We start from the raw sequence: 23,946 nt of genomic DNA, 5'->3' as shown, positions 1-23,946 counted from the left end.
TCCCACGGTAGATAAAACTTATCACATTTTTAAGTACATTTAATCACACATTTTTACAACATGAAAAAATACATTTACAGCTTGTTTTTCCTATTCGTGTTAACTTCGCTTAGTGCGCAGCGATTTACTGCGTCTTTGCCAAATTATGAAGCTTATAAAGCATTTAGAGGAAAACCTTTGTCTGATAAATTTTCTAATATTGAATCGGTAAAAGTGATTTACGATCTTCGAAAACAGAAAATGTATTATTTCAACAGCGGTGTAATTTTGCTTCATTACGATTTCGTGGTCAATTATTTGGGTTATGGCCATGATCTAGAAATATTCAATAATGAAAATTATAGCGATACCGAAAAAAATCGAGATTTTCTTCTTGGAAATTTAAATCACATTAAAGGAACCGATAAATGGATTTTTGAACTCGCTGCGTCCGACCATATGCCAATTTCATTAATTGAGCGATTCTTCAATTTGGTTAAAAAATCTACATTCATTGGCGAAAAACTGAAATTTTATCTGAACAATCCTCAAATGATGGAATGGTTTCAGCGCGAGGAATTCAAAATTCCTTGTGTAAAATCGGATTATATTTTTGGCGAATTGAAATATCAAGAAGTTGTCCATGGTAGTAATATTGGAATTCTAAAAAAATATAAAATCAAAGAATTAGAAACCATAAAACCTAGTTCTGACGAAATTATTATTTTGGATGACACACCAGATATTCTTCCAAATGTTCGAGGAATTATTGTGAATGAACTTCAAACTCCTTTAAGTCATTTGGTGCTTTTAGGAAAAAATAGAAAGATTCCGATTATGGCTTACACTGATATTGAAAAAGATAACAATATCAAGAGATTACTTTCTAAAAAAGTCGAATTAAAAATCGAAGTCGATACATTTTTCATTAAAGAAACAACTAAAAAAATCCCAGTGAAATCGGCTGGAAAAAAGAAAAAACTAACGATTGATAATTCTGTAACTCAATTAGTCAGTTTATCTGCAATTCCTAAAAAGGGAGTGAATTATATTGGTTCAAAAGCGCAAAATATGGCTTATCTGATTGCCATTTCAAAAGAAACTCCGTTTAGAACTCCAGAAGATGCGCATGCGATTCCGTTTTATTTTTATATTCAACATATTCAGAAAACTTCTATTTCTCCACTAATTGCAGAACTTTTAGCATATCCGCATAAAGATTCAACGGTTTGGATTAATAAACAATTGAAAAAAATTAGAGATGCCATTAAAAAAGAAAACGTTGATCCTACTTTAATAGCCAAACTTAACGAAACTTTTAAAAATGCAAAATTCAAAAACTTCAGATTTCGCTCGTCAACGAATGCAGAAGATTTGGATGATTTTAATGGCGCTGGATTATACGATTCTAAAACTGGAATTTTAGGCGACAGCATCAAGACTTTTGAAAAAGCCATAAAACAAGTTTGGGCAAGTGTTTGGAATGAAGCTTCGTATAATGAAAGAGAGCTTTTTGGAATTGATCAGCAAAATATCGCAATGGGAGTTTTGGTCCATCGTTCTTTTCCTGACGAATTGGCAAATGGCGTAATCATCACTAAAAATATATTTAGAGCGAATTTTCCAGGCATTACAGTCAATGTTCAAAAAGGCGAAAACTCAGTTGTAAAACCAGAAAAAGGAGAAATCTGCGAACAGTTTGTGGCGTATCATTTCAATGACGGAAAAGATGAAACCGATTTTGATATTGATTATACTTCCAATTCAAATTTGAACGATAATGAACCACTTTTGACTCGAAAAGAAATGAGTAATCTTTATGATGTCAGCAAAAAAATTGAAAGCAAAATGTATCGTTACTGGCGTAAAAACCAATTTCATCCTGTAGATATTGAATTTAAAATTGTGGGCGAAAAAAGAGATTTATACATCAAACAAGTTCGCCCGTTCAACGATTAATAGAAAACTAATAAATCTATTTCGTTGCTCGCAGTATTAATTAAGACAATTCTAAAATCAAAATCTTCAATTTTAATTTTCTCTTGAATTGATTTTCGAATTGCTTCTGAATTTAAAGAAAAATTATCGTCAAGCGGAATTTTCAAATCAACAGAATTGAGATATTTTGAAGCCTTTTTATTGACTATAATTGACGCTGCAATATAAAATCCGATGATAATAATTTGAAAAAACAACAGCAATTCAATTTTCTCAAACGGATACATAATATCTAGAATTGACAAAGTAATCGTCGCAAAAAGAAAGATTATAGCATTTACCGTAAAAGATTGTGTTCTAAATCGAAGTATCGAAAAAATTGCAAAAAGTCCAAAACCAATTCCGACTCCGATTTCTATTTTCGTAAAAAGATAACAAAGAGAAAAAGTGCAAAGTCCGACAATAACCATCAATGGATTTATGGTAGCGTTGTCTTTTCTGTTCGAGAAAAAATACAAAACCAAAATCGAGAAAAACAACAATAAAAATCGTCCTAAAAGCTCTTTTAAATCCATTAGTTAGCATAATTGGTTAATCAAATGTAAACAATTTATGCTTAAACCATTTATTTTTTTAACGGATGAATTCTGAACTTTTTAAACTACTGTTTTTTTGTCGATCCTACTTTTTCAGATGCTTTATTCGTGTTTTTAGGATCACTCATATTTACTTCTTTCACCAGTTTTCCTTTTTGATAAAATTGCCAGATTCCTGCTTTTTTACCATTTACAAACTTCCCTTTAGAAGCAACCGATTTATCTGAATCATAAAAAACAGCTGCGCCATTGTATTCATTATTCGCAAAAATTGATTCTTCCAAAAGAGTTCCGTCTTGTCCTATTTTTTTGTATGGTCCTTCTTTTAAACCATTTTTATACATCATCTCTTCTGCAATTTGCGCATTAGGATAATAAATAGTTTTCAAACCTTCCAATTTTCCGTTTTTATAATTCTCAACCGACATTAAAACTTTAGAGGCTTTATGATAATATTTCCATTCACCATCACGAGATTTTCCAATCTCTTTTCCTTCGCTTACTTTGTTTTTATTCTGATCAAAAAAAATGGTGTATGAACTTCCATCATTTGCGCTAAAATCTCTCGTAGCCATAACGTCTCCTTTCTTTGTATCATCAAAAAATTTAAAAACGCCTGTTTCTTTTCCATGATCAAAAGTTCCTTCATAGCGAGGACGTTTAGATTCAGCATAAGTTCCTTTCCAAAGTCCGTCTTTTTTTCCTGCTGCGTCCACTTTATTAATATCTGATTGCGCATTCGAAACTAATGTTGTTAGGAATATTAATCCAAATATGATTTTTTTTGAGATCATGGTAAATTCTATTTTTTAAGCTTAACGAAAATCTTAATTATAAATTATGGCGGTATAAAAAAATCCCGATTAAATCGAGATTTTTTTATTGAAAATTATTTTTTCTTTTTATTCTGAGCTTTTGCTGCTTCTTGCTGTTCCATCACATCTTGAAGGCGCTGCTGGAACTTACTTGGCTTTTTAGGCTCTTTTAATTTGTTTTCTTGAATCTGAGCGTGAATTTTGTCACTATCAACAATATAATTCTTAATAACAAACATAATTCCGATTGTAATTAAGTTTGAAATAAAGTTGTACAAACTCAATCCTGCACCATAACTGTTGAAGAAAATTAACATCATTAATGGCGAAACATAAATCATGATTTTCATCATTTTTGCCATATCTGGCATTCCTTCTTGCTGAGGCGCAGCCATTTGCTGATCTCCAGAAGTCATTTTCATGTAGAAGAAAATCGCAATTGCAGCCAAAATTGGAAACAAACTGATATGATCTCCATACATTGGAATGTTGAATGGTAATTTTACAACTGAGTCAAAAGAAGATAAATCGTCTGCCCAAAGGAAGCTTTTTTGTCTTAATTCGAATGCCGCAGGGAAAAACTGGAACGATGCATACATGAAAGGCAACTGAATCAATGCTGGAATACATCCTGCCATTGGGTTTACACCTGCTTTGTTGTAAAGCTTCATTGTTTCCTGTTGTTTCTTCATTGGGTCTTTTTTGAATTTCTCTCCCAACTCTGCAATATCAGGTCTTAAAACTTTCATTTTTGCCTGAGACAAGAATGATTTATATGTAATTGGCGACATAGCCAATTTGATAATAATTGTAAAGATGATAATCGCGATTCCTAATGACAATCCAACATTAGAACTTAAAAATCCGAATAAAGGAATGAAAATCCATTTGTTGATCCATCCGAAGATTCCCCAACCTAATGGAATAATCTTCTCGAAGTTTTTATCGTAAGCTTTTAATGTTTTGTAATCAGCAGGACCCATATACAAATTCATTTTGTAATCGATCTCTCCATTTGAAAATGCTAAAGGCAAATTAGCTCTAAACTGTTTTGTAAAAACAGTATCGATTTTTTCGTCTTTAACTAAATCGTCAGATTGTAATTTTGAAGTTTCAAAAGGCTTATCTGTAGACAAAATAGTCGTAAAGAAATGCTGTTTGAATGCTACAAAACTAACTTTTGCAGGAGTTTCTTCTTTTCCTTGTCCATGAGAACTTACGTTATTGTATTTTGATTCTTCGTATTTGTAATCAATCTGTGCATAACGATTTTCATAAGAAACGCTTTTTTCGTTTCTGTATGTTTTTAAATCCCATTGCAAATCAACTGGTTTCGTAGAATTCAAAACTCTGTTTAACCCTTGAGAACGAATATCAAAACCAACTAAATAATCGTTTGGTTTAAGAATGTATTTGTATTCTAAAAATTCGTTAGCTCCAGCTTTCAAACGCATAGATAAAACTTGGTCTGCACCAATTTTCTCTAATGTTGGTTCGAAATACAGATCTTTAGAATTTAATGTTCTATTATCTGTAGTAAGAAGCTGTAAATTTAAATTTGAGTTGTTGTTTTTGATTAACTCAACTAATTGACCAGAACCTTTTTTTAATCTTTCGAATTCTTTTAAAGTAGCTTCAACAATATAACCACCTTTATTAGCAATTTTTAATCTTAACTTTTCGTTTTCGATTGTAGTAAAAGCTTCTTTTGCAGAAGGAAGTGTTGCAGAATAAGAAAATCCTCCTAAAGTTTTTTGCAATTGAGCCAATTGAACTGTATCTCCAGGAGTTACAGCCGCAGCTGGTAATGATGCAGTTTTAGCTTTATCTGCTTTTGCTTGTGCTTCTTGTTTAGCAACTAATTCTTTCTTGGCTTTTTCAGCAGCGATTTCTTTTTCAGAAGGCTGATTTTGGTACATAATCCAAATCAAAATTCCGAATATCAATACAAAACCGATGATCGAATTAAGGTCAAATTTTTTTTCTTCCATTATTATTAAAAAAATTATTCGTTTGAGGTTATTAGTTGTTAGTTTAATTTAAAAGTTACAACCTCTTAGAATATAATTATTATTTTTTATGCGCATTTACAGCGGCTGCCACAAAGTTTACAAAAATAGGGTGCGGATTTGCAACTGTACTCTTGTATTCTGGGTGGTATTGTACACCAATGAAGAATGGGTGGTTTTCAAGCTCTACGATTTCTACTAAACCTGTATCAGGATTAACTCCAGAAGCTTTTAAACCAGCTTTTTGCAATTCATCAGCATATTTATTATTGTACTCATAACGGTGGCGGTGACGCTCCGAAATAGTTTTTTCTCCGTAAATTCTGTACGCTAAAGTGTCTGGTTTAATATCACATTTCCAAGCACCTAAACGCATTGTTCCTCCTTTGTCTGTTACGTTTTTCTGCTCTTCCATTAAACTCACAACTGGATGAGACGTTTTATCGTTCATCTCTGTTGAGTTCGCTTCAGCGTAACCTAAAATATTTCTAGAATATTCAATAACAGACATTTGCATTCCTAAACAAATTCCGAAGAAAGGAATGTTGTTTTCACGCACAAAACGAACTGCTTCGATTTTTCCTTCAATACCTCTTTCTCCAAAACCTGGAGCAACTAAAACTCCGTCAAGAGTCCCTAATTTCTCTTCAACATTCTCAGCATTAATGTGCTCTGAGTGAATAGAAATTACGTTTACTTTAGTTTCATTTGCAGCTCCTGCATGAATGAACGCCTCTAAAATAGATTTGTAACAATCCTGCATTTCTACATATTTTCCAACCAAACCAATATTTACAGTTTGCTTTGGATTTTTTAATCTTTTTAAGAAAGTATTCCAGTTTTTAAGATCTGGAGATGCTTTTTTAGGAAGATCTAATTTCTTTAAAGCCACAACATCTAATCCTTCTTCAAGCATTAAATTTGGAACTTCATATATTGTAGAAGCATCAATTGACTGAATAACCGCTTCTTTTTTCACATTACAGAATAAAGCTAATTTTTGGCGTAATTCCTGAGACAATTCGTGCTCAGTTCTACAAACCAAAATATCTGCTTTAATACCGCTCTCCATTAACGTTTTAACAGAGTGCTGTGTTGGTTTTGTTTTTAATTCACCTGCAGCAGCCAAATATGGAACTAAAGTTAAATGAATAACAATTCCGTTATTTTCACCTAATTCCCAAACCAATTGACGAACAGATTCTATATAAGGTAGAGATTCGATATCACCAACCGTACCACCAATTTCAGTAATTACAATATCATAATCGCCAGATTTTCCTAGCAATTGCATTCTGTCTTTGATTTCGTTTGTGATATGAGGAACAACTTGAACCGTTTTTCCTAAAAATTCTCCTCTTCTTTCTTTTTCAATAACCGAAAGATAAACTCTTCCTGTTGTAACGTTATTAGCCTGAGAAGTAGGAACGTTTAAGAAACGCTCGTAGTGTCCTAAGTCTAAGTCAGTTTCAGCTCCATCATCTGTCACATAACATTCTCCGTGCTCATACGGGTTTAGTGTCCCCGGATCTACGTTAATGTATGGATCAAATTTCTGAATAGTCGTGCGGTATCCTCTTCCTTGTAACAATTTTGCCAAAGATGCCGCGATAATTCCTTTTCCTAATGAAGAGGTCACACCTCCTGTAACAAAAATATATTTTGTTTGATTCATTCTGTTGTTGTTTGTAAGTAGTTGTGTAAAAAACTTGGCAAAAGTACAAATTTAATTAGACAATTTATCAATTCGAGAATGAGATAATTTTTAAATCTTAAAATGAAACGATTACATCTTTATTATTAACAATTTTAACTTTTTAGCTCCTATTTTATTAAACAATCAACAAATTTAGTCTCAAATTTTTATCATGCTAAAAACAACATTCAGAATAGGATTGAAAGTTTTTCTGTTTGAATACGTTTTTACTGATTTTTTTGACTTACAACTATGGCTTTGATTTTTCGGTTAGAGTATCCTGAATTGTTTTTGCATTTTTATTTACAGAATCACGATGGCGTTTTATGTCTTGCTGAATAGCTTCTACCTGACTTTGAGACACCTTATTTCTAACATAGTCAGTTTTAGCAGCAAAATAAATAGACGCGTAAATCATCGGGGGGATAACAATTATTCCGATTCCTAATCCTAATCCAATTTTTGCAAGTCCAGTTGGAGCGTTTGCCTTTTTTGCTCGCGACAAACCAATTGCTCCAAAAATTATCACCAAAATCGCTAAGAAAAATGAAATTACAATAAGATACGGAATAAAAATAAGGACGATTGCCAATACAGCCAGAAACAGCGCCAATTTACTTTCGCTTTCTCCTGTTTTTGAAGGCTGAAAATTATCTTTCATATGCTTTATATTTTATTGTAAAAATATAAAAACACTAAAAGGAAGTTAATATACTGAAACAAAGTTACTAACAATTAAAAATATTATTTTTTTATCTATACCCCTTTTGGATATTGCTTCTTAATATTTCGAATCAATTCTTCCAAACCGTTTAGTTTTAATTCATAAATAAGCTGCAATTGTTGCCCAAGCTCTCCTTTTGGAAAGCCTTTATTATGATACCAAACGACATAATATTCCGGAAGATCAATTAAATATTTCCCTTCATATTTCCCGAAAGGCATTTTGGTGTGTGCTAATTTTATGAGTTGTTTTTTGTCTTGATCCATAAGTTTTAAAAGAGGAAAGAAGCAAGAGGAAAGACTTATTCGCTTTTCCGCTTACTTCAATTATACGCAAAACTACCATTTATTTTTTCTTTTGCCAGAGATTAAAAAATAGTTTTCAGTCTCAGTCACAGTTTAAAGTTTCCGAGAATAAACAAGAAAACTCAACATCTCAGCAACTTAGAACCTAAACAAAAAAAAGAAGCAAGAAAAAGAACCGATTTTCGTTCCCTCTTCCTGCTTCAAAAATATATTTTAAGATTATAATTCACCAAAAAGCTAAAGATTTACACAAAGATTAGAAACCTTTGCATCTTTGTCCCTCAGCACCTTAGAACCTTCTTAGTAGTGCCATCTCACGAAAGCCTCCATTGCTGCATAAGTTGCCAAACCTAATTGGTGGTACAATTCAGCTGTTTCGCGGTTTCTGTCTTCAGCTCTCTGCCAAAACTCTCTTGCGTCTGTTCCTTGGAAAACAACTCCATCTTTTTGAGATTGGTGTTTGAAGATTCCGTGACGTTTTGCTAAAACTTGATCTGGACTCATCGGAACTGCCATTTCAACTTCGTCAATTCCCCATTCTTGCCAAGCTCCACGATACAACCATAACCAACAATCGTTCATGAATTCTTTTGGTTTTAAAACTTTTACTGCTTCAAAAATAGCATCTAAACAAACTTTGTGTGTTCCGTGTGGATCTGCTAAATCTCCAGCTGCATAAATTTGGTGCGGTTTAATTTTCTCAATTAAATCAACAGTCAACTGAATATCTTCTGGTCCGATTGGTTTTTTCTCGATTGTTCCTGTTTCGTAGAAAGGCAATTCCATAAAGTGAATTTGCTCATCTGGAAGACCAACGAAATAACTTGTCGCTCTCGCCTCTCCTTTTCTAATTAAACCTTTAATGTAACGAACTTCTGGAATATCTATTTCGCTATTCTTTTTATTCTGTAAAAACGCTTCTGCTTTTTTGTAAATATTATCTGCCTCTTCGCTTTTGATTCCGAATTTTTCGTTGTAATCAATTACGAATCTTGCAAAACGTAATGCTTCATCATCGGCAACTGCAATGTTTCCAGAAGTTTGGTAAGCAACGTGCACTTCATGACCTTGTTCTTGCAAACGCATGAAAGTTCCTCCCATACTAATAATATCGTCGTCTGGGTGCGGAGAAAAAATCAACACACGTTTTTTAGCAGGCTCTGCTCTTTCCGGACGGTTTGAATCGTCTGAATTTGGTTTTCCACCTGGCCAACCTGTAATTGTATTTTGTAATTTATTGAAAATATTAATATTGATATCGTAAGCTGGGCCTGAATCTGCCAACAAATCACTCATACCATTTTCGATATAATCTGCATCTGTAAGCATCAAAATTGGTTTTTTAAGATCTAATGCCAATCCTAAAACTGCTTTACGAGTTAATTTATCTGTCCAAACGATTTTCTCTACCAACCAAGGCTTATTGATTCTTGTTAGTTTTGAAGAAGCTTCTTTATCTAAAATAAAAACTGCATTGTTGTGCTCTTGCAAAAATGAAGCAGGAACTCTATTTGTAACTTCATCTTCAACAGATTTTTTTACAATATTTGCTTTTCCTTCTCCCCAAGCCAATAAGATTACTCTTTTTGCCTCCATGATTTTTTTTACTCCAAGCGTAATTGCAGTTCTTGGCGTATTATTTAAACCAAAGAAATCTTTACTTGCAGCAACTCTTGTAATGTGATCTAAAGCCACTAAACGTGTTTTAGAGTTTTGAAGCGAACCTGATTCGTTAAAACCAATATGTCCGTTACCTCCAATTCCAAGAATTTGAAGATCGATTCCGCCTAAAGCTTCGATTTTAGCTTCATATTCATGGCAGTAATCTGCAATTTGCTCTTTTGTCAAAAGTCCGTCTGGAACGTGAGCGTTTTCAGGTAAAATATCAACATGATCAAACAAAAGTTCTTTCATGAAACGAACATAACTGTTGATCGAATTTGGTTCCATTGGATAGTATTCATCCAAGTTAAAACTGATTACGTTTTTGAAACTCAAACCTTCTTCTTTATGCAAACGCACTAATTCAGCATATAATCCTTTTGGAGAAGAACCTGTTGCCAAACCAAGAATACATGGTTGCCCTGCTTTTTGTTTTTCTTTAATTAAAGTTGCAATTTCTTGCGCTACTTCTTTTGAAGCATCTGTTGAGTTTTCAAAAACAACTGTATTAATGTTTTCGAATCGTTTTTCGAAACCTGTTGCTTTGTCTATTTTACTTTTTAACATGATATATTAATTTTTATTTTTTGTTCAACTATTCCATTTCCTGTATTTATGCCCTTTTACAGCATAAAACAAAATCATTGCATAAGACGGCAATAACATTAAATACGCTAACTGATTTCCGCTTTTTGAAACCTCTTGCAGATTTTTTGCAATATTTGCAGAATTGATACTTTCAGTAATCATTCCGTAAAAAAGTGGAAAAACTGCTCCACCGATAATTCCCATAATCAAAATAGCGCTTCCGATTTTTGTATAACCTCCTAAATCCTGCAAAGCCATTGGCCAAATTGCCGGCCAGCATAATGCATTTGCTAATCCTAAAAGTGCTACTAAAAATATCACTAAAGGTATATTTGGAGTTCCTGGCAATGCGATCATTATTTTTGGCGAAATCAAAACAATTGCTAAAACCAGCACTAAACCAAGTATTCCAGATACTTTTAAAGCAGTCACTTGCGAAACATATTTAGGAATCAGTACTATTCCAAGAACGTATCCGATTACCATCGCTGACATCGTAAATGAAGTTAATTTAAGGTAGAAATTTCCTTCTTCGCCATAAACTCCAAGCTGTTTTCCGAAAGCTCCGATAGAATCTCCCGCCAAAACTTCGGCAGATAAATACAACATCAAAGTAATTACTCCTAAAACCAACTGTGGATATCTGAAAGCATTTTTAATTTGTTGAAAAACACTTAAATTCGATACATTTCCTTCTTCATCCAAATCAATTTCTGGTAAAGGAGAAAACTTCACAATCAAAGCTAAAACTGTAATAATCAACCCCATATAAAGATACGGTGTTTGCAATTGTAAAGCAAGAGAATTTAATGCGTTCGTTTTTGCAGCTTCATCCATTAAAGCAATTTTATCTGCTGTAAAGTCCTGCATATTAGAAAGAACCAGAACTGTAAGCACGATTGGCGCTACAAATCCAGCTAGTTTATTGGCAATTCCTAAAACACTGATTCTCGCTGCAGCACTTTCTCTTGGACCAATTACCACAACATACGGATTTGATGCTGTCTGCAAAACTGCCAAACCAGTTCCCATTATAAATAATGCCAATAAAAACAAGAGAAATGTACGACTTGAAGCCGCTGGATAAAACATAAAAGCTCCAGCAGCAATAATCAATAATCCTAGAGAAATTCCGTTTTTATACCCCACTTTTTCAATGATATAAGAAGAAGGAACTGCCATTACGAAATAAGCAATGTAAAAGGCGAAAGTCACAAAATAAGCTTGTGAAGAAGTAAGTTCGCAAGCTAATTCAAAAAACGGAATTAGCGGTCCGTTAAGCCAGGTTACGAATCCTAGAATAAAAAACAATAAGGTTAAAATTACCATCGGAACAATGGCACTTTTTTTCTCTACCTGTAATGTACTTTGAATGTTTGTCATAATTTTTGGTTGATTAGTTATAGATTTATTTAATTCAAAATCTAAATTAGAATCAACTCTCACATTATTGATTGCGTAATTTATGCAAATATCTGCATTTTTTTTGCAAAACAAAAGTACTACATTAAATTTCCTTATTTTCTAATTTAGATATGAAAGTTTTGTTAATTTTTGCTATTCCAGTTTAAATCAGGGTAATATTTTACCAAATATGTTTTTACATCAGCAATATCTTCTTTGGTCATTAAGCCTGTAACAGGCTAAGAAAATGGAATTCCGACAGCAGTATTCGAATTTTCTTTTACAAAAAAAAAGCCATCCGATTTCTCAGATGGCTTTTATTATTTTGATGAAAAAAAATTAGTTCCAGTTGAAAGTAATTTTCTTTTCGATTTCACTGCTTAAACTTAAGAACACCGGACAAGTCATTGCAGCACGTTCTAAAATAGTTCTGCTTTTTTCGTCAGCAACACCTTGCATTTCAAACACAATTTCGATTGCTCCGATTCTTCTTGGCTCAGCATTCATAATTTTTGTTACTGCTGCAGTAGAACCAACAAAATCTACTTCCATATCGCGAGCTTTAATTCCCATAATCGTCATCATGCAGCTTGCCAATGCGTTTGCTACAGTATCTGTTGGAGAAAATGCTTCACCTTTTCCGTTATTATCTAATGGTGCGTCAGAAATGATTTCGCTTCCTGATTGCACGTGAATTGAACTTGTTCTTAAATCTCCTAAATAGGTTACTTTTGATGTCATTAATTTGCTACTTTTAAAGTTAAGTCACTATCATAATACAAAATGTAAACACCTTTATTTGCGTGTCCGCCATCTTCTTTTCTATAATACTGAAATTTATTATCTACTTGCTGAGTCGTCATCAAATCAGCTGTTTCTTGAAATGTTTTCCCTTGAGACAAACGCATCATCGTGTCGAAAGTCACATCAAATCCTCTCGTTGCATAAGTTGTCGGATTTGCTTTGTTTTTCAAACGGTATTGTTTTTCATAAATTAAAACCGGTTGTTCGTCACTTTCACGTGTTACAGAAGGATACATCAATTTCAATTTTACTAAATTATCAAAACTGATTTCGTCCGTATCTAATGTGCTGTTTGGTTCTAAAATTACCAATTGAACCTGACATGTTTTCTGAGAATCAAGCAAAGCTTTAATTGTAGCTTTAACCATCGCAGTATTACCAGTTTCCATCACCACATAATTCAAGCGATTTGGAATCAATAAGCTTTTTAAATTAGCTACATCCAAACCACCTGTTTCTGTTAAAGTAGCAAACGCAACTCCTTTTTGGTTTTGCTTGATATAATTAATAACAGATTCTTTTTTCTTATCTACAACCGCAACAATATTTCCGTTTTTAGAACGCATATAATCGAAAACTGAATTTCTGATTACATCATTTGAAGGTATTGTTTGGTATAAATTATCAATCGGATTCGCGCTATCTTTAGATAAAGGCGAAATTACAGGAACATTGTACGAACGCAACATATTTGCTGTCGTTTCTGCATTGCTTTGGTAAAATGGCCCAATTACAGCGTCTGCATCTTGAAGTTTAGGAGTTAAACCCACAACATTAGAAGTTGTTTTAGTTTCCTGAGAATCGTAAATAGCAACATCAATTGGCAGTTTTAAAACTTTTGCAGAATCGATAGCCATCATAGCTCCAGCATAAAAATCTAAAGTCATGTTTAAGAACTTATCGTTTTTAATTCTGTTAGCCGTTCCAGAAGTATCGCTTTGAACTTTTGCCATATTAAAAGGAAGCAATAAAACTACTTTTTTACGCTCATTAATTCCTTTCTTTTTGGTTAATTCTACAATTTCTGCATCTTCGTTTTCAGTCGATTTTACTTTATCAACAATCTTAATTCCGCCGCCAGTACTTTCAACTGGTTTATTTACTGAAGAATCCGCTGGCTTATCTGGAACTTGTGCAGCAACAATTGGAGCCGGAGCAACATATCCCGTTGGAACTTTTAAAACCATTCCTTCTTTTACACCTTCAGAAAGTGACGGATTTAATGCCACTAATTCATCTTGCGTTAAATGAAAAACTCTTCCTAAACTATAAAAAGTCTCTTTTGGCTTTACTTGATACTCCATATAAGTCACCGCTTTTTTAGAAGTTTCAGCAGGCTTTTTATTTTCAACAGCTTTTGCCGTTTCTACAGGAGCAGCTTCTGTTTTTGGAGCTGTCCCTTTTATGGTCAATCTATAACCAACTGGCAAACTGTTTACAATATCTGGATTACGTTTTTCTAAATCCTCAACAGTTGTATTGTACTGCTTTGCAATACCAAATTTTGTTTCTTTTGGCTGCACATCGTGATACACGTATTTTTCGGGACCTTTTTCTTTAGCTGGTTTTGCTGCTGCTTTAGGTGTAGATCCTTTTGCAGGAATAACTAATTTTTGCCCGATTTGAACACCAGTTTTTTCTAATGTCGGATTGGCAGCTTTCAAAGCTTCATCTGAAATTCCGTATTTCTTTTCGATGCTATAAAAAGTTTCTTTTGGCTGTACTTCATGGATAATCTCTTTTCCTGTAGCCACCGCAGTTTTAGTTTCAGAAACTTCTTTTTTTGCTTCTTCTTTTTTTGCTTCTCCTCCTTTTGTAGGAATTAAAAGCACAGAATTTGGCACCAATCCTGCTCTAGCATCTGGATTAAGCTGGTAAATATCATAAGGCGTAACCTTAAATTTTTGTGCAATCTGATTAATCGTCTCACCGCTCGTCACTTTATACTTCACTACTTTTTCTTGCGAAAATGCGCTTGAAGTCATAAAAAATACGAAGGACAATACTGTTAAATAATATTTCATAATAAGGCTTAAAACAATTTAATTTCTAATTCTAAAATAAGTTATAATTTTACTAAAAGCAAAATTCGCGCCGTTTGTTTATCGCTGTAAAAATTACCTCAAATCGATTTCTACTTTAGCAATAATGATTTCTTTATATAACTCATCTTCTTCTTTTTTCTTGCATTTGTAAAGCACTTCTTCCATATTTTCGAACTTATCAGAGTAGACATAATACGAAAGACTGTTGATGTTGAAAAAGAAGCTAGCGTTAAATTCGCCAGAATCAATGAGTTTCATAATAAGCTTATCTCGGTCAACTGCGTCTGTAAATATACCTAAAACTAAGTAATACCCGTTTGAAACTTCTCTAAGATTATCATAAACTTCTACTTTTACTGTTTTATCACGTCTCAACGGATTGTCTTTCAATTCTTGTTTCATTTCTTCCAATGAAATTGTTTTTGAATTTTCTCCTGTATCACTTTTTTTCTGCTTTTTTAAAGCTTCATCCTGATATTTTTTCAATTTAACCAAAGCCAATTTATCATCAAATTTTCTTGCTTCCATACTATAATAAGAAGCTTTGCTGATGTGTCTTTTTACTTCAATTTTTTTCTGAGTATCTAGCGAATCGATTTTTGCAATCAAAAGCTGATTCTGCTTATCTCCTTGCTCCTGCTCTATTTTATATTTTTTTATTTCTTCTAAAGACAAACGCTGCTGCAGAGATGCTGTATTGCTGTTTTTTTCGTTTTCACGAACTTTCTTCTTGTATTCCTGATTTTCTTCAACTGCAATTTTTTCAACCTTATTCATTAAACCAGCGTAAACTTTTCTGTTTTCTGCCAATTCTTTTTTCAGCTGAGACGATAACTCATTTGTCTTATTGATTCCTTCAGAAGATTGTTTTTCAAGCCTTTTAGATTCTTCAATATTCAAAATATCCATTCGCTTTAATTCTTTCAAATCATTGTTCATTGCAACGACAAGCGAATCTAATTTTGCCATTAAAATATCCTGAACATTTTTATTTGCTTCTAAAACCAAACGAAGTTTTTCAACCGAATTTTCTTTAGAACCATTCATATCGTTCAGATTCACTTTCAGATCATTAATTTTTATAATTTTCTGATTCATTTCTTTCTGAACAACCAAACGATCTTTCAGATCTTCAATTTCAACTGTTTTGGCTTTTGTTTTTTCAACCACAACTTGTTTTTCGGCCAAAGCCAACATCAATTCTTCGCTTTCGTTTGATGGATGAATTCCTTTGGTATTAATGGCTAATTTGTTCCCAACAATTAATCCGTTTACGATTTCTGGATTTTGAGATTCTAACTGATCTATTGAAATTCCGTATTTCTTAGCAATCGAAAACTTCGTTTCTTTTGGTTCTACAATATGAAAAACAGTTTCTTGATTGATTACGCGAACTCTTCCGTCTAAAGTTTTTCTTTTGTTCGGAATTGAAATGGCCTGACCAATCTGCAATCCGTTAATTAAAATATCTTTATTTAAATTTTCTAAGTCCTGAACCGAAACGTTGTATTGTCTCGCAATACTAAATAAAGATTCTTTAGCCACAACTTGGTGCGAACTTTTTGAAGAAACAACACTTTCTGATTTAACTGCATGATCTGAATTTTGAGGAATTACTAATTCTTGACCTATTTGAAGTCCATTGATCAGAGTTTCTTCATTTGCATTTTGAATAACCTCTACCGAAACATGATATTGTTTAGACAGACCAAACAATGTTTCTTTAGGAGCAACAATATGAGTCTGTTGCTTTGAATTTGTATTTTCTGAGGGATGAACTGGAATCTTTATAATCTGATTGTCCTTGATTCCATTTTGAGATTCGGGATTGAGTTTGTAAATCTCATCTAAAGAAACCTTATATTTTTGGGCAATGAAATAAGCGGTTTCTCCTTTTTGAATTTTGTGTTCAATTATTGCATCTTGTGCAGTTATTCTGTTAAAAGACAAAACAAACACAAGAGAAATCGTTAAAAGTTCTCTCATAAATAGTAGGTTATAAAAAATTAAGGCCTTACAAATGTAAGACCTTAATTTTAAATTATGCTACTATTCCCACTCAATTGTTGCAGGTGGTTTTGAACTAATATCGTAAACTACACGGTTCACGCCTTTTACTTTATTGATAATGTCGTTTGACACTTTCATCAAGAAGTCGTAAGGTAAATGAACCCAGTCAGCCGTCATACCATCTGTTGATTCTACAGCTCTAAGCGCTACTACTTTTTCGTAAGTACGCTCATCGCCCATAACACCAACACTGTTTACAGGAAGCAAAATTGCTCCAGCCTGCCAAACTTTATCGTATAATCCCCAAGATTTTAATCCTTCGATGAAAACAGAATCTACATCTTGTAAAATTCTAACTTTCTCTGGAGTAATATCTCCTAAAATTCTAATTGATAATCCAGGTCCTGGGAAAGGGTGTCTTCCTAATAATTCTGGATCTATTCCTAATGAAGCTCCAACTCTTCTTACTTCGTCTTTAAAAAGCATTCTAAGTGGTTCAACAATTTTTAATTTCATGTAATCTGGCAATCCACCAACGTTGTGGTGCGATTTAATTGTAGCAGATGGTCCTTTTACAGAAACAGATTCGATAACGTCAGGATAAATTGTTCCTTGCGCCAACCATTTTACATCTTCTAATAAGTGTGATTCATCATCAAAAACTTCGATAAATACACGACCAATTGTTTTACGTTTTGTTTCAGGATCACTGATTCCAGCTAATTCGTCAAGGAAACGATCTCCAGCGTCAACACCTTTTACATTTAATCCCATTCCTTTGTATTGATCTAATACATTTTGGAATTCGTTTTTACGTAAAAGTCCGTTGTTAACAAATATGCAATATAAATTATCTCCGATTGCTTTGTTTAATAAAACTGCCGCTACAGTAGAATCTACTCCTCCAGATAAACCAAGAACCACTTTGTCGTTTCCTAATTTTTCTTTCAATTCTACTACCATTTCTTCTACGAAAGCATTTGGAGTAAAGTTTTGAGGAACTTCAGCAATTTTCACTAAAAAGTTCTCTAACATTTTCGCACCTTCTGTAGAGTGGTAAACTTCTGGGTGGTATTGAATTGCATAAGTAGTTTCGCCTTCAATTTTGTAAGCTGCGAATTCTACGTCATGCGTACTTGCTAATTTTACAGCATTTGTTGGAAGCGCTTTGATACTATCGCTATGGCTCATCCAAACTTGGCTGTTTGGAGAAACTCCTTCAAAAAAAGTTTCATCTTCTTTAATGTAAGACAAGTTAGCTCTTCCGTATTCTCTTGTGTTTGAAGCCGCTACTTCTCCACCGCTAAAATGCGCTAAATATTGAGCTCCGTAACAAACGGCAAGTAAAGGCATTTTACCTCTAATTTGCGATAAATCAGGATGTGGTGCATCTTCTCCTCTAACAGAGAAAGGGCTTCCTCCTAAAATTACGGCTTTATAACTTGATAAATCACTTGGAATGTGATTGTAAGGAAAAATTTCGCAGAATATATTTAATTCGCGAACTCTACGCGCAATAAGCTGAGTATATTGCGATCCGAAATCTAAAATAAGTACGTTGTGTTGCATGCGCAAAAGTACTTTTTATATTTGAAATTGAAAAATTGATTTTTGATTTTTTTTTCGAAAGATTCCCTGCCTTTAAAATATCGAAAACTACTCTCGTTATCCTGAAAAAACATTAAGTTTTATTTTCAATTTATTTAAGATTAAAATAGGATATACTTCGTTTAAAATGTTAAAATAATCGCTATATTTGATATAGTTATTCCAATTACCTACCAATAATTAGGAATAACACACCAACCCTCCCTTTAAAATCAAGTCCGTAATACGCTTAAAGCATTTTATTATCTTAAGTCTCAGGTTATAATTTATTTTTTTAATTTAAATTAAATTCAAATATGAGGTCATTTATGATAAATACTTTAATGGCAATTTTTAGTATTCAGTCGGCACATATTGCAGCACAAACAACTGAACAAAACCAATTGCCTAAAGTATGGAACCTTGAACAATGTATTGCTTATGCAAAAGAGCAAAACATCCAAATTAATACCTTACGTCTAACGACCAAATCGACTGAACAGGATTTGCTATTGTCAAAAGCCGCAAAGCTTCCTAATCTTTCAGGAAACGCTACGCAAACTTTTAATAATGCAAAAAATGCCGATTTAGTTGTAGGAGGCTTTCAGACCCAATCGAGCTTTGCAGGCAATTATTCATTAGGATCATCTATGGTGTTGTATAATGGCGGCTATCTGAATAATGATATTAAACAGAAAGAGCTTTACATCAAATCGGCACAATTTAATGCTGAAGCAGCCGAAAATGAAATCACAATTCAAATCACACAAGCTTATTTAGCAATTTTGTTAGCGCAGGAAAACAGCTTGTATTTAAACGAAATTGTCGAAACTTCGAAAGCGCAACTCCAATTAGGCGAATTAAAATACAATGTCGGAAGTATTGCAAAAAAAGATTATGTATTACTAAAAGCACAATTGGCAACGGATAATTTTAACCTGATCACCTCTCAAAACACTGAACGTCAAAACATTTTAACTCTAAAACAATTGCTTCAGCTTCCGTCAGGATATGAATTAAATATCAAAAAACCCGAAACTCTAGACGCTACTTTACCAGTAGTAAATCTTGAGGAAGCGCAAAAAACAGCTTTAGAACAAAGACCAGAAATAAAAAGCAGTTTGTTAGAAAAAGAAGCGGCTGACCTTCAATTACAAAAATCTAAAGCTAGTTTTCTGCCTACACTTAGCGCAAGCGGAACTTTGGCTTCGGGATACTCAGACAATCAAAGCATCCCTTATCCAACTCAAATAGACAACAACTTTTATCAGCGTCTAGGGCTTTCTCTTACAGTTCCGATATTCACGAATCGAATCGCTAAAACTGGAGTCGAAAAATCAAAAATTGCTATCGATCAGTCTAAACTCAATGTTACCAATACCGAAACAGTACTATCTCAAAAAGTAGAACAAGCGTATATTAATGTACTCAATGCACAATCTCAATATACGGCAGCTCAGGAACAACTTGATGCCAATACCGAAAATTATCGAATTGCAAACGAACAATTACGATTAGGAGGCATTAGCACTGTAGATTATTTGCTTGAAAAAAACTTATATGTTCAGGCATTTCAAAATTTCACTCAGGCAAAATACAATTCTGTTGTAAGTCTAAAAATATATGATTTCTATAAAGGCGATCCAATCAAACTATAAAAAGAGCAAAATGAAAAAAAGTAAATTAGCAATTATCATCCTCATTGGAGTTGTAGTAATAGGATCTATAGGATATTTTATTTTTCATAAAGATGGTAATAAAGTAGAACTGATTACAGAAAAACCACATTACGGAGATATCGCAACGAGTGTAACAGCAACCGGAAAAATACAGCCAGTAGATACCGTTGCAGTTGGAACACAAGTTTCGGGTACCATCCAAAAAGTATTTGTTGATTTTAATTCAGTTGTAAAAAAAGGACAACTATTGGCACAAATAGATCAGTCTCTTTTTCTGGCTCAGGTACAGCAAATTGAGGCCAATCTTCAATTATCAAAAAATAATCTCAGTTATCAGGAATCTAATTTTAACAGACAGAATGAATTGTATAAAGCTGGAGGAATCAGTAGAGCTGATTTTGAAACGGCAAGAAACCTCTACTACGTTGCTAAAGACAATGTAAACAGTGTTGCCGCACAATTGCGATCTTCACAAAAAAACCTTTCTTACACCAATATTTATTCGCCTATTGATGGAACCGTTTTGTCTAGAAAAGTAAGTGAAGGACAAACCGTTGCTGCAAGTCTAAATACACCAACTTTATTTAGTATCGCCAAAGATCTAAGCAAAATGCAAGTTCGAGCGTCTGTAGATGAAGCAGATGTCGGTAATGTAAAAGTGGGCGAAAATGTAACTTTTACCGTTGATGCTTTTCCTGATGATGTATTTAAAGGTACTGTAATCGAAATACGTTTAGAACCTACTATTTCTTCAAATGTTGTTACGTACACCACTATTATCAATGCTCCAAATGACGATTTAAAGCTGAAGCCCGGAATGACCGCCAATATTATCATTTATACGAATGAAGTAAAAAACACCTTGCTCATTTCAGCAAAAGCAATTGCTTTTCAGCCCGATTCTACATTAGGAAAACAATTTAAAATAAGGAAATTGTCTTTACGAAATCATAAAGGCGAGCACAAAGGCAAAAATGGAAATAAATACGGTGGCAATTCAGGATTAAACAATAAAACAACCGATACCATTGACCATAAAAAAGCAATTGTTTGGAAAAAAGTAGGCGATTCGATAATTCCAAAACACATACGAATCGGATTAGATGATGATATTAATGTTCAAGTCATTAAAGGACTAACCACTCAAGATGAAATCATTACGGGAGCAAATGCATTAAAGCAAACTAAAGGTGCAAAAGCAACAGATTCAAGTCCGTTTATGCCAAAACGAGGTGGCGGCGGTGGCGGCGGAAGAAGACAATAACAACAGAGCATACAAAAGCAATTGCAATGAAAAAAAAGATTCTTGAAATACAAGACCTTAAAAGAGAATTCACCATGGGATCTGAAACCGTAAGAGCTTTAAAAGGCGTTTCTTTTGATGTTCTGGAAGGGGAATTTATTACCATTATGGGAAGCAGCGGTTCTGGAAAAACAACTATGCTTAATATTTTGGGATGTTTGGACAAACCATCAGATGGGAATTATATATTGGATGGTGTCAATGTTAAATCATTATCCAAAAATGAATTGGCAGCTTTACGAAATACCAAGATTGGTTTTATTTTTCAATCCTATAATCTTTTGGCTCGTACTTCGGCAATAGAAAATGTTGAATTGCCATTATTATACAATTCAAAAATTTCTGCCAAAGAAAGACGCGAAAGAGCCATAAATGCCTTAGAAGCTGTAAAACTTGCTGATAGATTGGATCACTTTCCAAACCAGCTTTCGGGCGGACAACAGCAACGTGTGGCGATCGCTAGAGCTTTAGTAAATGACCCTGTGATGATTCTTGCAGATGAAGCGACAGGAAATCTGGACACGAGAACTTCATATGAAATTATGGCTCTGATTCAGGAATTGAATGCAAAAGGAAAAACGATAATTTTCGTAACTCACGAACCCGATATTGCAGCCTTTAGCAGCAGAACAGTCACACTTCGCGACGGAAGAGTTACGAAAGACTTTAATAACCAAAACATAAAATCGGCTGTACAAATGCTGGCTGATTTTCATGTAGATGAAGATTATAAATATGAAAATAGCTAATCTTTTTCTAATCGCCTTAAAAGCGCTCCGACGCAATAAACTTCGTGCATTGTTGACTATGCTCGGAATTATTATTGGTGTTGGCTCCGTAATCGCAATGGTCGCCATTGGTCAGGGATCAAAAAAAAGTATTCAGGATCAGTTATCCAGTATGGGATCAAATATGATTACCATTAGACCAAACAGCAATGTGACTGCAGGAGCACGTTTGGATATTTCGAGTGTTCAAACTTTAACGCTTGCCGATGTTGACGCACTTAAAAAAGAATCGCAACACCTAAATGCAATTTCTCCAGCAGTATCAAGCAAGGGGCAAGCAATTAACGGCGCATTAAACTGGCCAACAAGCATGCAGGGCGTTAGTGTTGATTATCTTAAAATTAGAGACTGGCCACTTAAAGAAGGAATTGTTTTTAGAGAATCTGATATTCATACCGCAAATAAAGTCTGTTTGATTGGTCAGACCGTTGTAGATAATATATTTCCGTATGGAGTTGATCCTATCGGGCAAATCATTCGATTTAATAAAATTCCGTTTCGAATTATTGGTATTTTACAATCAAAAGGAGAAAATGCTTTTGGACAAGATCAAGATGATATTATTATTACGCCTTATACAACTGTACAAAAAAGAATAACCAACTCTATTTATCTCCAAAATATTTATGCTTCAACAATAGACGAAAGTCAGACACAATTGGCAACAGATGAAATCGAGCAAATTATGCGCACAGCACACCGATTAAAAGCCAACGACGACGATGATTTCTCGGTACGAACACAAGCGGAGTTAATTAATACTTTTAGTTCTACAAGTCAATTATTAACGGTTTTATTGACTGCGATATCAGGAATTTCACTCTTGATTGGAGGAATCGGAATTATGAATATTATGTATGTTTCGGTTACAGAAAGAACCAAAGAAATTGGTTTGCGTATGTCTATAGGCGCAAACGGAAGAGATATTTTATTGCAATTTTTAGTCGAAGCCATTTTAATCAGTTTAACAGGAGGATTAATCGGAATTGTGTTGGGAATTATAGCATCAGAACTAATACAATATTTTCTGCACTGGCCTACTCTAATTTCTGAATCTTCTGTAATACTTTCATTCTTAGTTTGCGCTATTACAGGGATTTTCTTTGGCTATTATCCTGCATTAAAAGCCTCAAAACTGGATCCAATTGAAGCATTACATTATGAATAGCTTTTTTTTCTAAGGTTCAAAGGTACAGATTTACAAAGGCTCAAAGGTAAATGAAGCATAAAAACTTTGTTGCTTTGAACCTTTGTTGCTTTGAACCTTAAAATAAAAATCCAATCCATCTCAAATTTCGTATCTACAGAAAAACCCATTTAAATTAACTATGAAATCAAAACTTATTGCCTTGACCGTTTTTATGTCGATCTTTTTCTCTTCTTGTAATGCTGTAGATGATTTATTGACTTTTACTATTTCGAATAATACTTCGATTAAAATTCAAAGCACTTCACCGATTAATTTGCCTTCTGAAATTATTACGCCAGAAGTTACAACTAATTCTTCATCTGAATTCCAAAATAATAAAACAAAGGCTAGTTTAGTAAAAGATGTTAAAATCAGATCATTGAAGTTATCGATTACAGATCCGTCTGATAAGACTTTTACATTTTTAAAATCGGTTCATTTGTATATTTCAACAGCCAATTCAGAAGAAATCGAATTAGCTTATCAAGATAACATCAACGTATCAAGCAACACAATCGATTTGATTTGTACAGATAAAAAACTAGATGAATATATAAAAGCAGATAGTTATAAAATTAGAACTAAAGTAACTCTGAAAGAGACTTTAACGAAAGATGTGACTGTAAAAGCAGACATGAAATTTAAAGTTACTGCAGATCCGTTTTAATCTAAGGTTCTAATAAACTAAGATTTTAATTAGATATAAAAGAGAGGTTCTAAAAATAGTAGAACCTCTCTTTTATATTTTCACAGAATGAACATCTTAACATCTTAGTGGCTTAGTTTCTCAGCACCTTTAAAAGAAAACCAAATCTTTTCCTTAAT

At 33.5% G+C, this 23,946-nt stretch carries 18 protein-coding genes; 6 read left to right on the top strand and 12 right to left on the bottom strand.

The features are described 5' to 3' along the window. Nucleotides 1–60 precede the first annotated feature (60 nt). Nucleotides 61–1,938, top strand: a complete 1,878-nt coding sequence (locus ACE01P_RS07525) for a PEP/pyruvate-binding domain-containing protein (RefSeq protein WP_379695849.1) — start codon at nucleotides 61–63, stop codon at nucleotides 1,936–1,938. Here ACE01P_RS07525 and ACE01P_RS07520 read toward each other — a convergent pair. The 12 genes from ACE01P_RS07520 to guaA form a co-directional block, all read right to left on the bottom strand. Further along, nucleotides 1,935–2,492, bottom strand: a complete 558-nt coding sequence (locus ACE01P_RS07520) for a DUF4956 domain-containing protein (protein ID WP_379695847.1) — start codon at nucleotides 2,490–2,492, stop codon at nucleotides 1,935–1,937. The genes ACE01P_RS07525 and ACE01P_RS07520 overlap by 4 nt on opposite strands. Before the next feature lie 86 nt (nucleotides 2,493–2,578). Then, nucleotides 2,579–3,307, bottom strand: coding sequence for a hypothetical protein (locus ACE01P_RS07515; protein ID WP_379695845.1), 729 nt, complete (start codon nucleotides 3,305–3,307; stop codon nucleotides 2,579–2,581). Between the two features lie 95 nt (nucleotides 3,308–3,402). Beyond that, entirely contained in the window at nucleotides 3,403–5,319 is a 1,917-nt protein-coding gene (gene yidC, locus ACE01P_RS07510; RefSeq protein ID WP_379695843.1) for a membrane protein insertase YidC, read from the bottom strand. 79 nt (nucleotides 5,320–5,398) lie between these two features. Next, entirely contained in the window at nucleotides 5,399–7,012 is a 1,614-nt protein-coding gene (locus ACE01P_RS07505) for a CTP synthase (protein ID WP_379695841.1), read from the bottom strand. A 271-nt stretch (nucleotides 7,013–7,283) separates the two neighbouring features. After that, nucleotides 7,284–7,694 (bottom strand): hypothetical protein, encoded by a 411-nt coding sequence (locus ACE01P_RS07500; RefSeq protein WP_379695839.1) that lies wholly within the window; start codon nucleotides 7,692–7,694, stop codon nucleotides 7,284–7,286. 95 nt (nucleotides 7,695–7,789) lie between these two features. Then, complete coding sequence (locus tag ACE01P_RS07495) at nucleotides 7,790–8,023, bottom strand: DUF3820 family protein (RefSeq protein WP_379695837.1); 234 nt, start codon at nucleotides 8,021–8,023, stop codon at nucleotides 7,790–7,792. A 339-nt stretch (nucleotides 8,024–8,362) separates the two neighbouring features. Beyond that, a complete protein-coding gene (gene nagB / locus ACE01P_RS07490) occupies nucleotides 8,363–10,291 on the bottom strand; it encodes a glucosamine-6-phosphate deaminase (RefSeq protein ID WP_379695835.1) in 1,929 nt (642 codons plus the stop codon). Nucleotides 10,292–10,315: 24 nt separating this feature from the next. Further along, nucleotides 10,316–11,695, bottom strand: a complete 1,380-nt coding sequence (locus ACE01P_RS07485) for a sugar MFS transporter (RefSeq protein ID WP_379695833.1) — start codon at nucleotides 11,693–11,695, stop codon at nucleotides 10,316–10,318. A 360-nt stretch (nucleotides 11,696–12,055) separates the two neighbouring features. Beyond that, nucleotides 12,056–12,457: an OsmC family protein gene (locus ACE01P_RS07480; protein ID WP_379695831.1), complete on the bottom strand. Its 402-nt coding sequence runs from the start codon at nucleotides 12,455–12,457 to the stop codon at nucleotides 12,056–12,058. Further along, nucleotides 12,457–14,544 (bottom strand): LysM peptidoglycan-binding domain-containing protein, encoded by a 2,088-nt coding sequence (locus tag ACE01P_RS07475; protein ID WP_379695829.1) that lies wholly within the window; start codon nucleotides 14,542–14,544, stop codon nucleotides 12,457–12,459. Before ACE01P_RS07475 ends, ACE01P_RS07480 begins: the two co-directional genes overlap by 1 nt. A 93-nt stretch (nucleotides 14,545–14,637) precedes the next feature. Beyond that, complete coding sequence (locus tag ACE01P_RS07470) at nucleotides 14,638–16,551, bottom strand: LysM peptidoglycan-binding domain-containing protein (RefSeq protein ID WP_379695827.1); 1,914 nt, start codon at nucleotides 16,549–16,551, stop codon at nucleotides 14,638–14,640. A 63-nt stretch (nucleotides 16,552–16,614) separates the two neighbouring features. Further along, entirely contained in the window at nucleotides 16,615–18,144 is a 1,530-nt protein-coding gene (guaA, locus tag ACE01P_RS07465; RefSeq protein WP_379695825.1) for a glutamine-hydrolyzing GMP synthase, read from the bottom strand. A 347-nt stretch (nucleotides 18,145–18,491) separates the two neighbouring features. Here guaA and ACE01P_RS07460 point away from each other — a divergent pair, with 347 nt between their 5' ends. The 5 genes from ACE01P_RS07460 to ACE01P_RS07440 all read left to right on the top strand — a co-directional run bounded on the left by ACE01P_RS07460 (nucleotide 18,492) and on the right by ACE01P_RS07440 (nucleotide 23,788). Continuing rightward, complete coding sequence (locus ACE01P_RS07460; protein WP_379695823.1) at nucleotides 18,492–19,820, top strand: TolC family protein; 1,329 nt, start codon at nucleotides 18,492–18,494, stop codon at nucleotides 19,818–19,820. A gap of 10 nt (nucleotides 19,821–19,830) precedes the next feature. Beyond that, complete coding sequence (locus ACE01P_RS07455) at nucleotides 19,831–21,105, top strand: efflux RND transporter periplasmic adaptor subunit (RefSeq protein ID WP_379695822.1); 1,275 nt, start codon at nucleotides 19,831–19,833, stop codon at nucleotides 21,103–21,105. 26 nt (nucleotides 21,106–21,131) lie between these two features. Then, nucleotides 21,132–21,893, top strand: a complete 762-nt coding sequence (locus tag ACE01P_RS07450; protein ID WP_379695820.1) for an ABC transporter ATP-binding protein — start codon at nucleotides 21,132–21,134, stop codon at nucleotides 21,891–21,893. Beyond that, the gene (locus tag ACE01P_RS07445) at nucleotides 21,880–23,100 is read left to right on the top strand and encodes an ABC transporter permease (protein ID WP_379695818.1); all 1,221 of its coding nucleotides are present in this window, start codon (nucleotides 21,880–21,882) and stop codon (nucleotides 23,098–23,100) included. Before ACE01P_RS07450 ends, ACE01P_RS07445 begins: the two co-directional genes overlap by 14 nt. A 160-nt stretch (nucleotides 23,101–23,260) precedes the next feature. Then, the gene (locus ACE01P_RS07440) at nucleotides 23,261–23,788 is read left to right on the top strand and encodes a hypothetical protein (protein ID WP_379695816.1); all 528 of its coding nucleotides are present in this window, start codon (nucleotides 23,261–23,263) and stop codon (nucleotides 23,786–23,788) included. The last annotated feature ends 158 nt before the right edge of the window (nucleotides 23,789–23,946 follow it).

The organism is Flavobacterium sp. HJSW_4, assembly GCF_042436695.1.
Lineage (GTDB): Bacteria > Bacteroidota > Bacteroidia > Flavobacteriales > Flavobacteriaceae > Flavobacterium.
Note: the sequence above shows the minus strand (reverse complement) of the source record. Positions and strands in the feature narration are given on the sequence as shown.

What these genes read in the sequence shown, in the direction of transcription:
- ACE01P_RS07525 (WP_379695849.1), top strand. Translation starts at nt 61, where the DNA reads ATGAAAAAATACATTTACAGCTTGTTTTTCCTATTCGTGTTAACTTCG.
- ACE01P_RS07520 (WP_379695847.1), bottom strand. Translation starts at nt 2,492, where the DNA reads ATGGATTTAAAAGAGCTTTTAGGACGATTTTTATTGTTGTTTTTCTCG.
- ACE01P_RS07515 (WP_379695845.1), bottom strand. Translation starts at nt 3,307, where the DNA reads ATGATCTCAAAAAAAATCATATTTGGATTAATATTCCTAACAACATTA.
- yidC (WP_379695843.1), bottom strand. Translation starts at nt 5,319, where the DNA reads ATGGAAGAAAAAAAATTTGACCTTAATTCGATCATCGGTTTTGTATTG.
- ACE01P_RS07505 (WP_379695841.1), bottom strand. Translation starts at nt 7,012, where the DNA reads ATGAATCAAACAAAATATATTTTTGTTACAGGAGGTGTGACCTCTTCA.
- ACE01P_RS07500 (WP_379695839.1), bottom strand. Translation starts at nt 7,694, where the DNA reads ATGAAAGATAATTTTCAGCCTTCAAAAACAGGAGAAAGCGAAAGTAAA.
- ACE01P_RS07495 (WP_379695837.1), bottom strand. Translation starts at nt 8,023, where the DNA reads ATGGATCAAGACAAAAAACAACTCATAAAATTAGCACACACCAAAATG.
- nagB (WP_379695835.1), bottom strand. Translation starts at nt 10,291, where the DNA reads ATGTTAAAAAGTAAAATAGACAAAGCAACAGGTTTCGAAAAACGATTC.
- ACE01P_RS07485 (WP_379695833.1), bottom strand. Translation starts at nt 11,695, where the DNA reads ATGACAAACATTCAAAGTACATTACAGGTAGAGAAAAAAAGTGCCATT.
- ACE01P_RS07480 (WP_379695831.1), bottom strand. Translation starts at nt 12,457, where the DNA reads ATGACATCAAAAGTAACCTATTTAGGAGATTTAAGAACAAGTTCAATT.
- ACE01P_RS07475 (WP_379695829.1), bottom strand. Translation starts at nt 14,544, where the DNA reads ATGAAATATTATTTAACAGTATTGTCCTTCGTATTTTTTATGACTTCA.
- ACE01P_RS07470 (WP_379695827.1), bottom strand. Translation starts at nt 16,551, where the DNA reads ATGAGAGAACTTTTAACGATTTCTCTTGTGTTTGTTTTGTCTTTTAAC.
- guaA (WP_379695825.1), bottom strand. Translation starts at nt 18,144, where the DNA reads ATGCAACACAACGTACTTATTTTAGATTTCGGATCGCAATATACTCAG.
- ACE01P_RS07460 (WP_379695823.1), top strand. Translation starts at nt 18,492, where the DNA reads ATGATAAATACTTTAATGGCAATTTTTAGTATTCAGTCGGCACATATT.
- ACE01P_RS07455 (WP_379695822.1), top strand. Translation starts at nt 19,831, where the DNA reads ATGAAAAAAAGTAAATTAGCAATTATCATCCTCATTGGAGTTGTAGTA.
- ACE01P_RS07450 (WP_379695820.1), top strand. Translation starts at nt 21,132, where the DNA reads ATGAAAAAAAAGATTCTTGAAATACAAGACCTTAAAAGAGAATTCACC.
- ACE01P_RS07445 (WP_379695818.1), top strand. Translation starts at nt 21,880, where the DNA reads ATGAAAATAGCTAATCTTTTTCTAATCGCCTTAAAAGCGCTCCGACGC.
- ACE01P_RS07440 (WP_379695816.1), top strand. Translation starts at nt 23,261, where the DNA reads ATGAAATCAAAACTTATTGCCTTGACCGTTTTTATGTCGATCTTTTTC.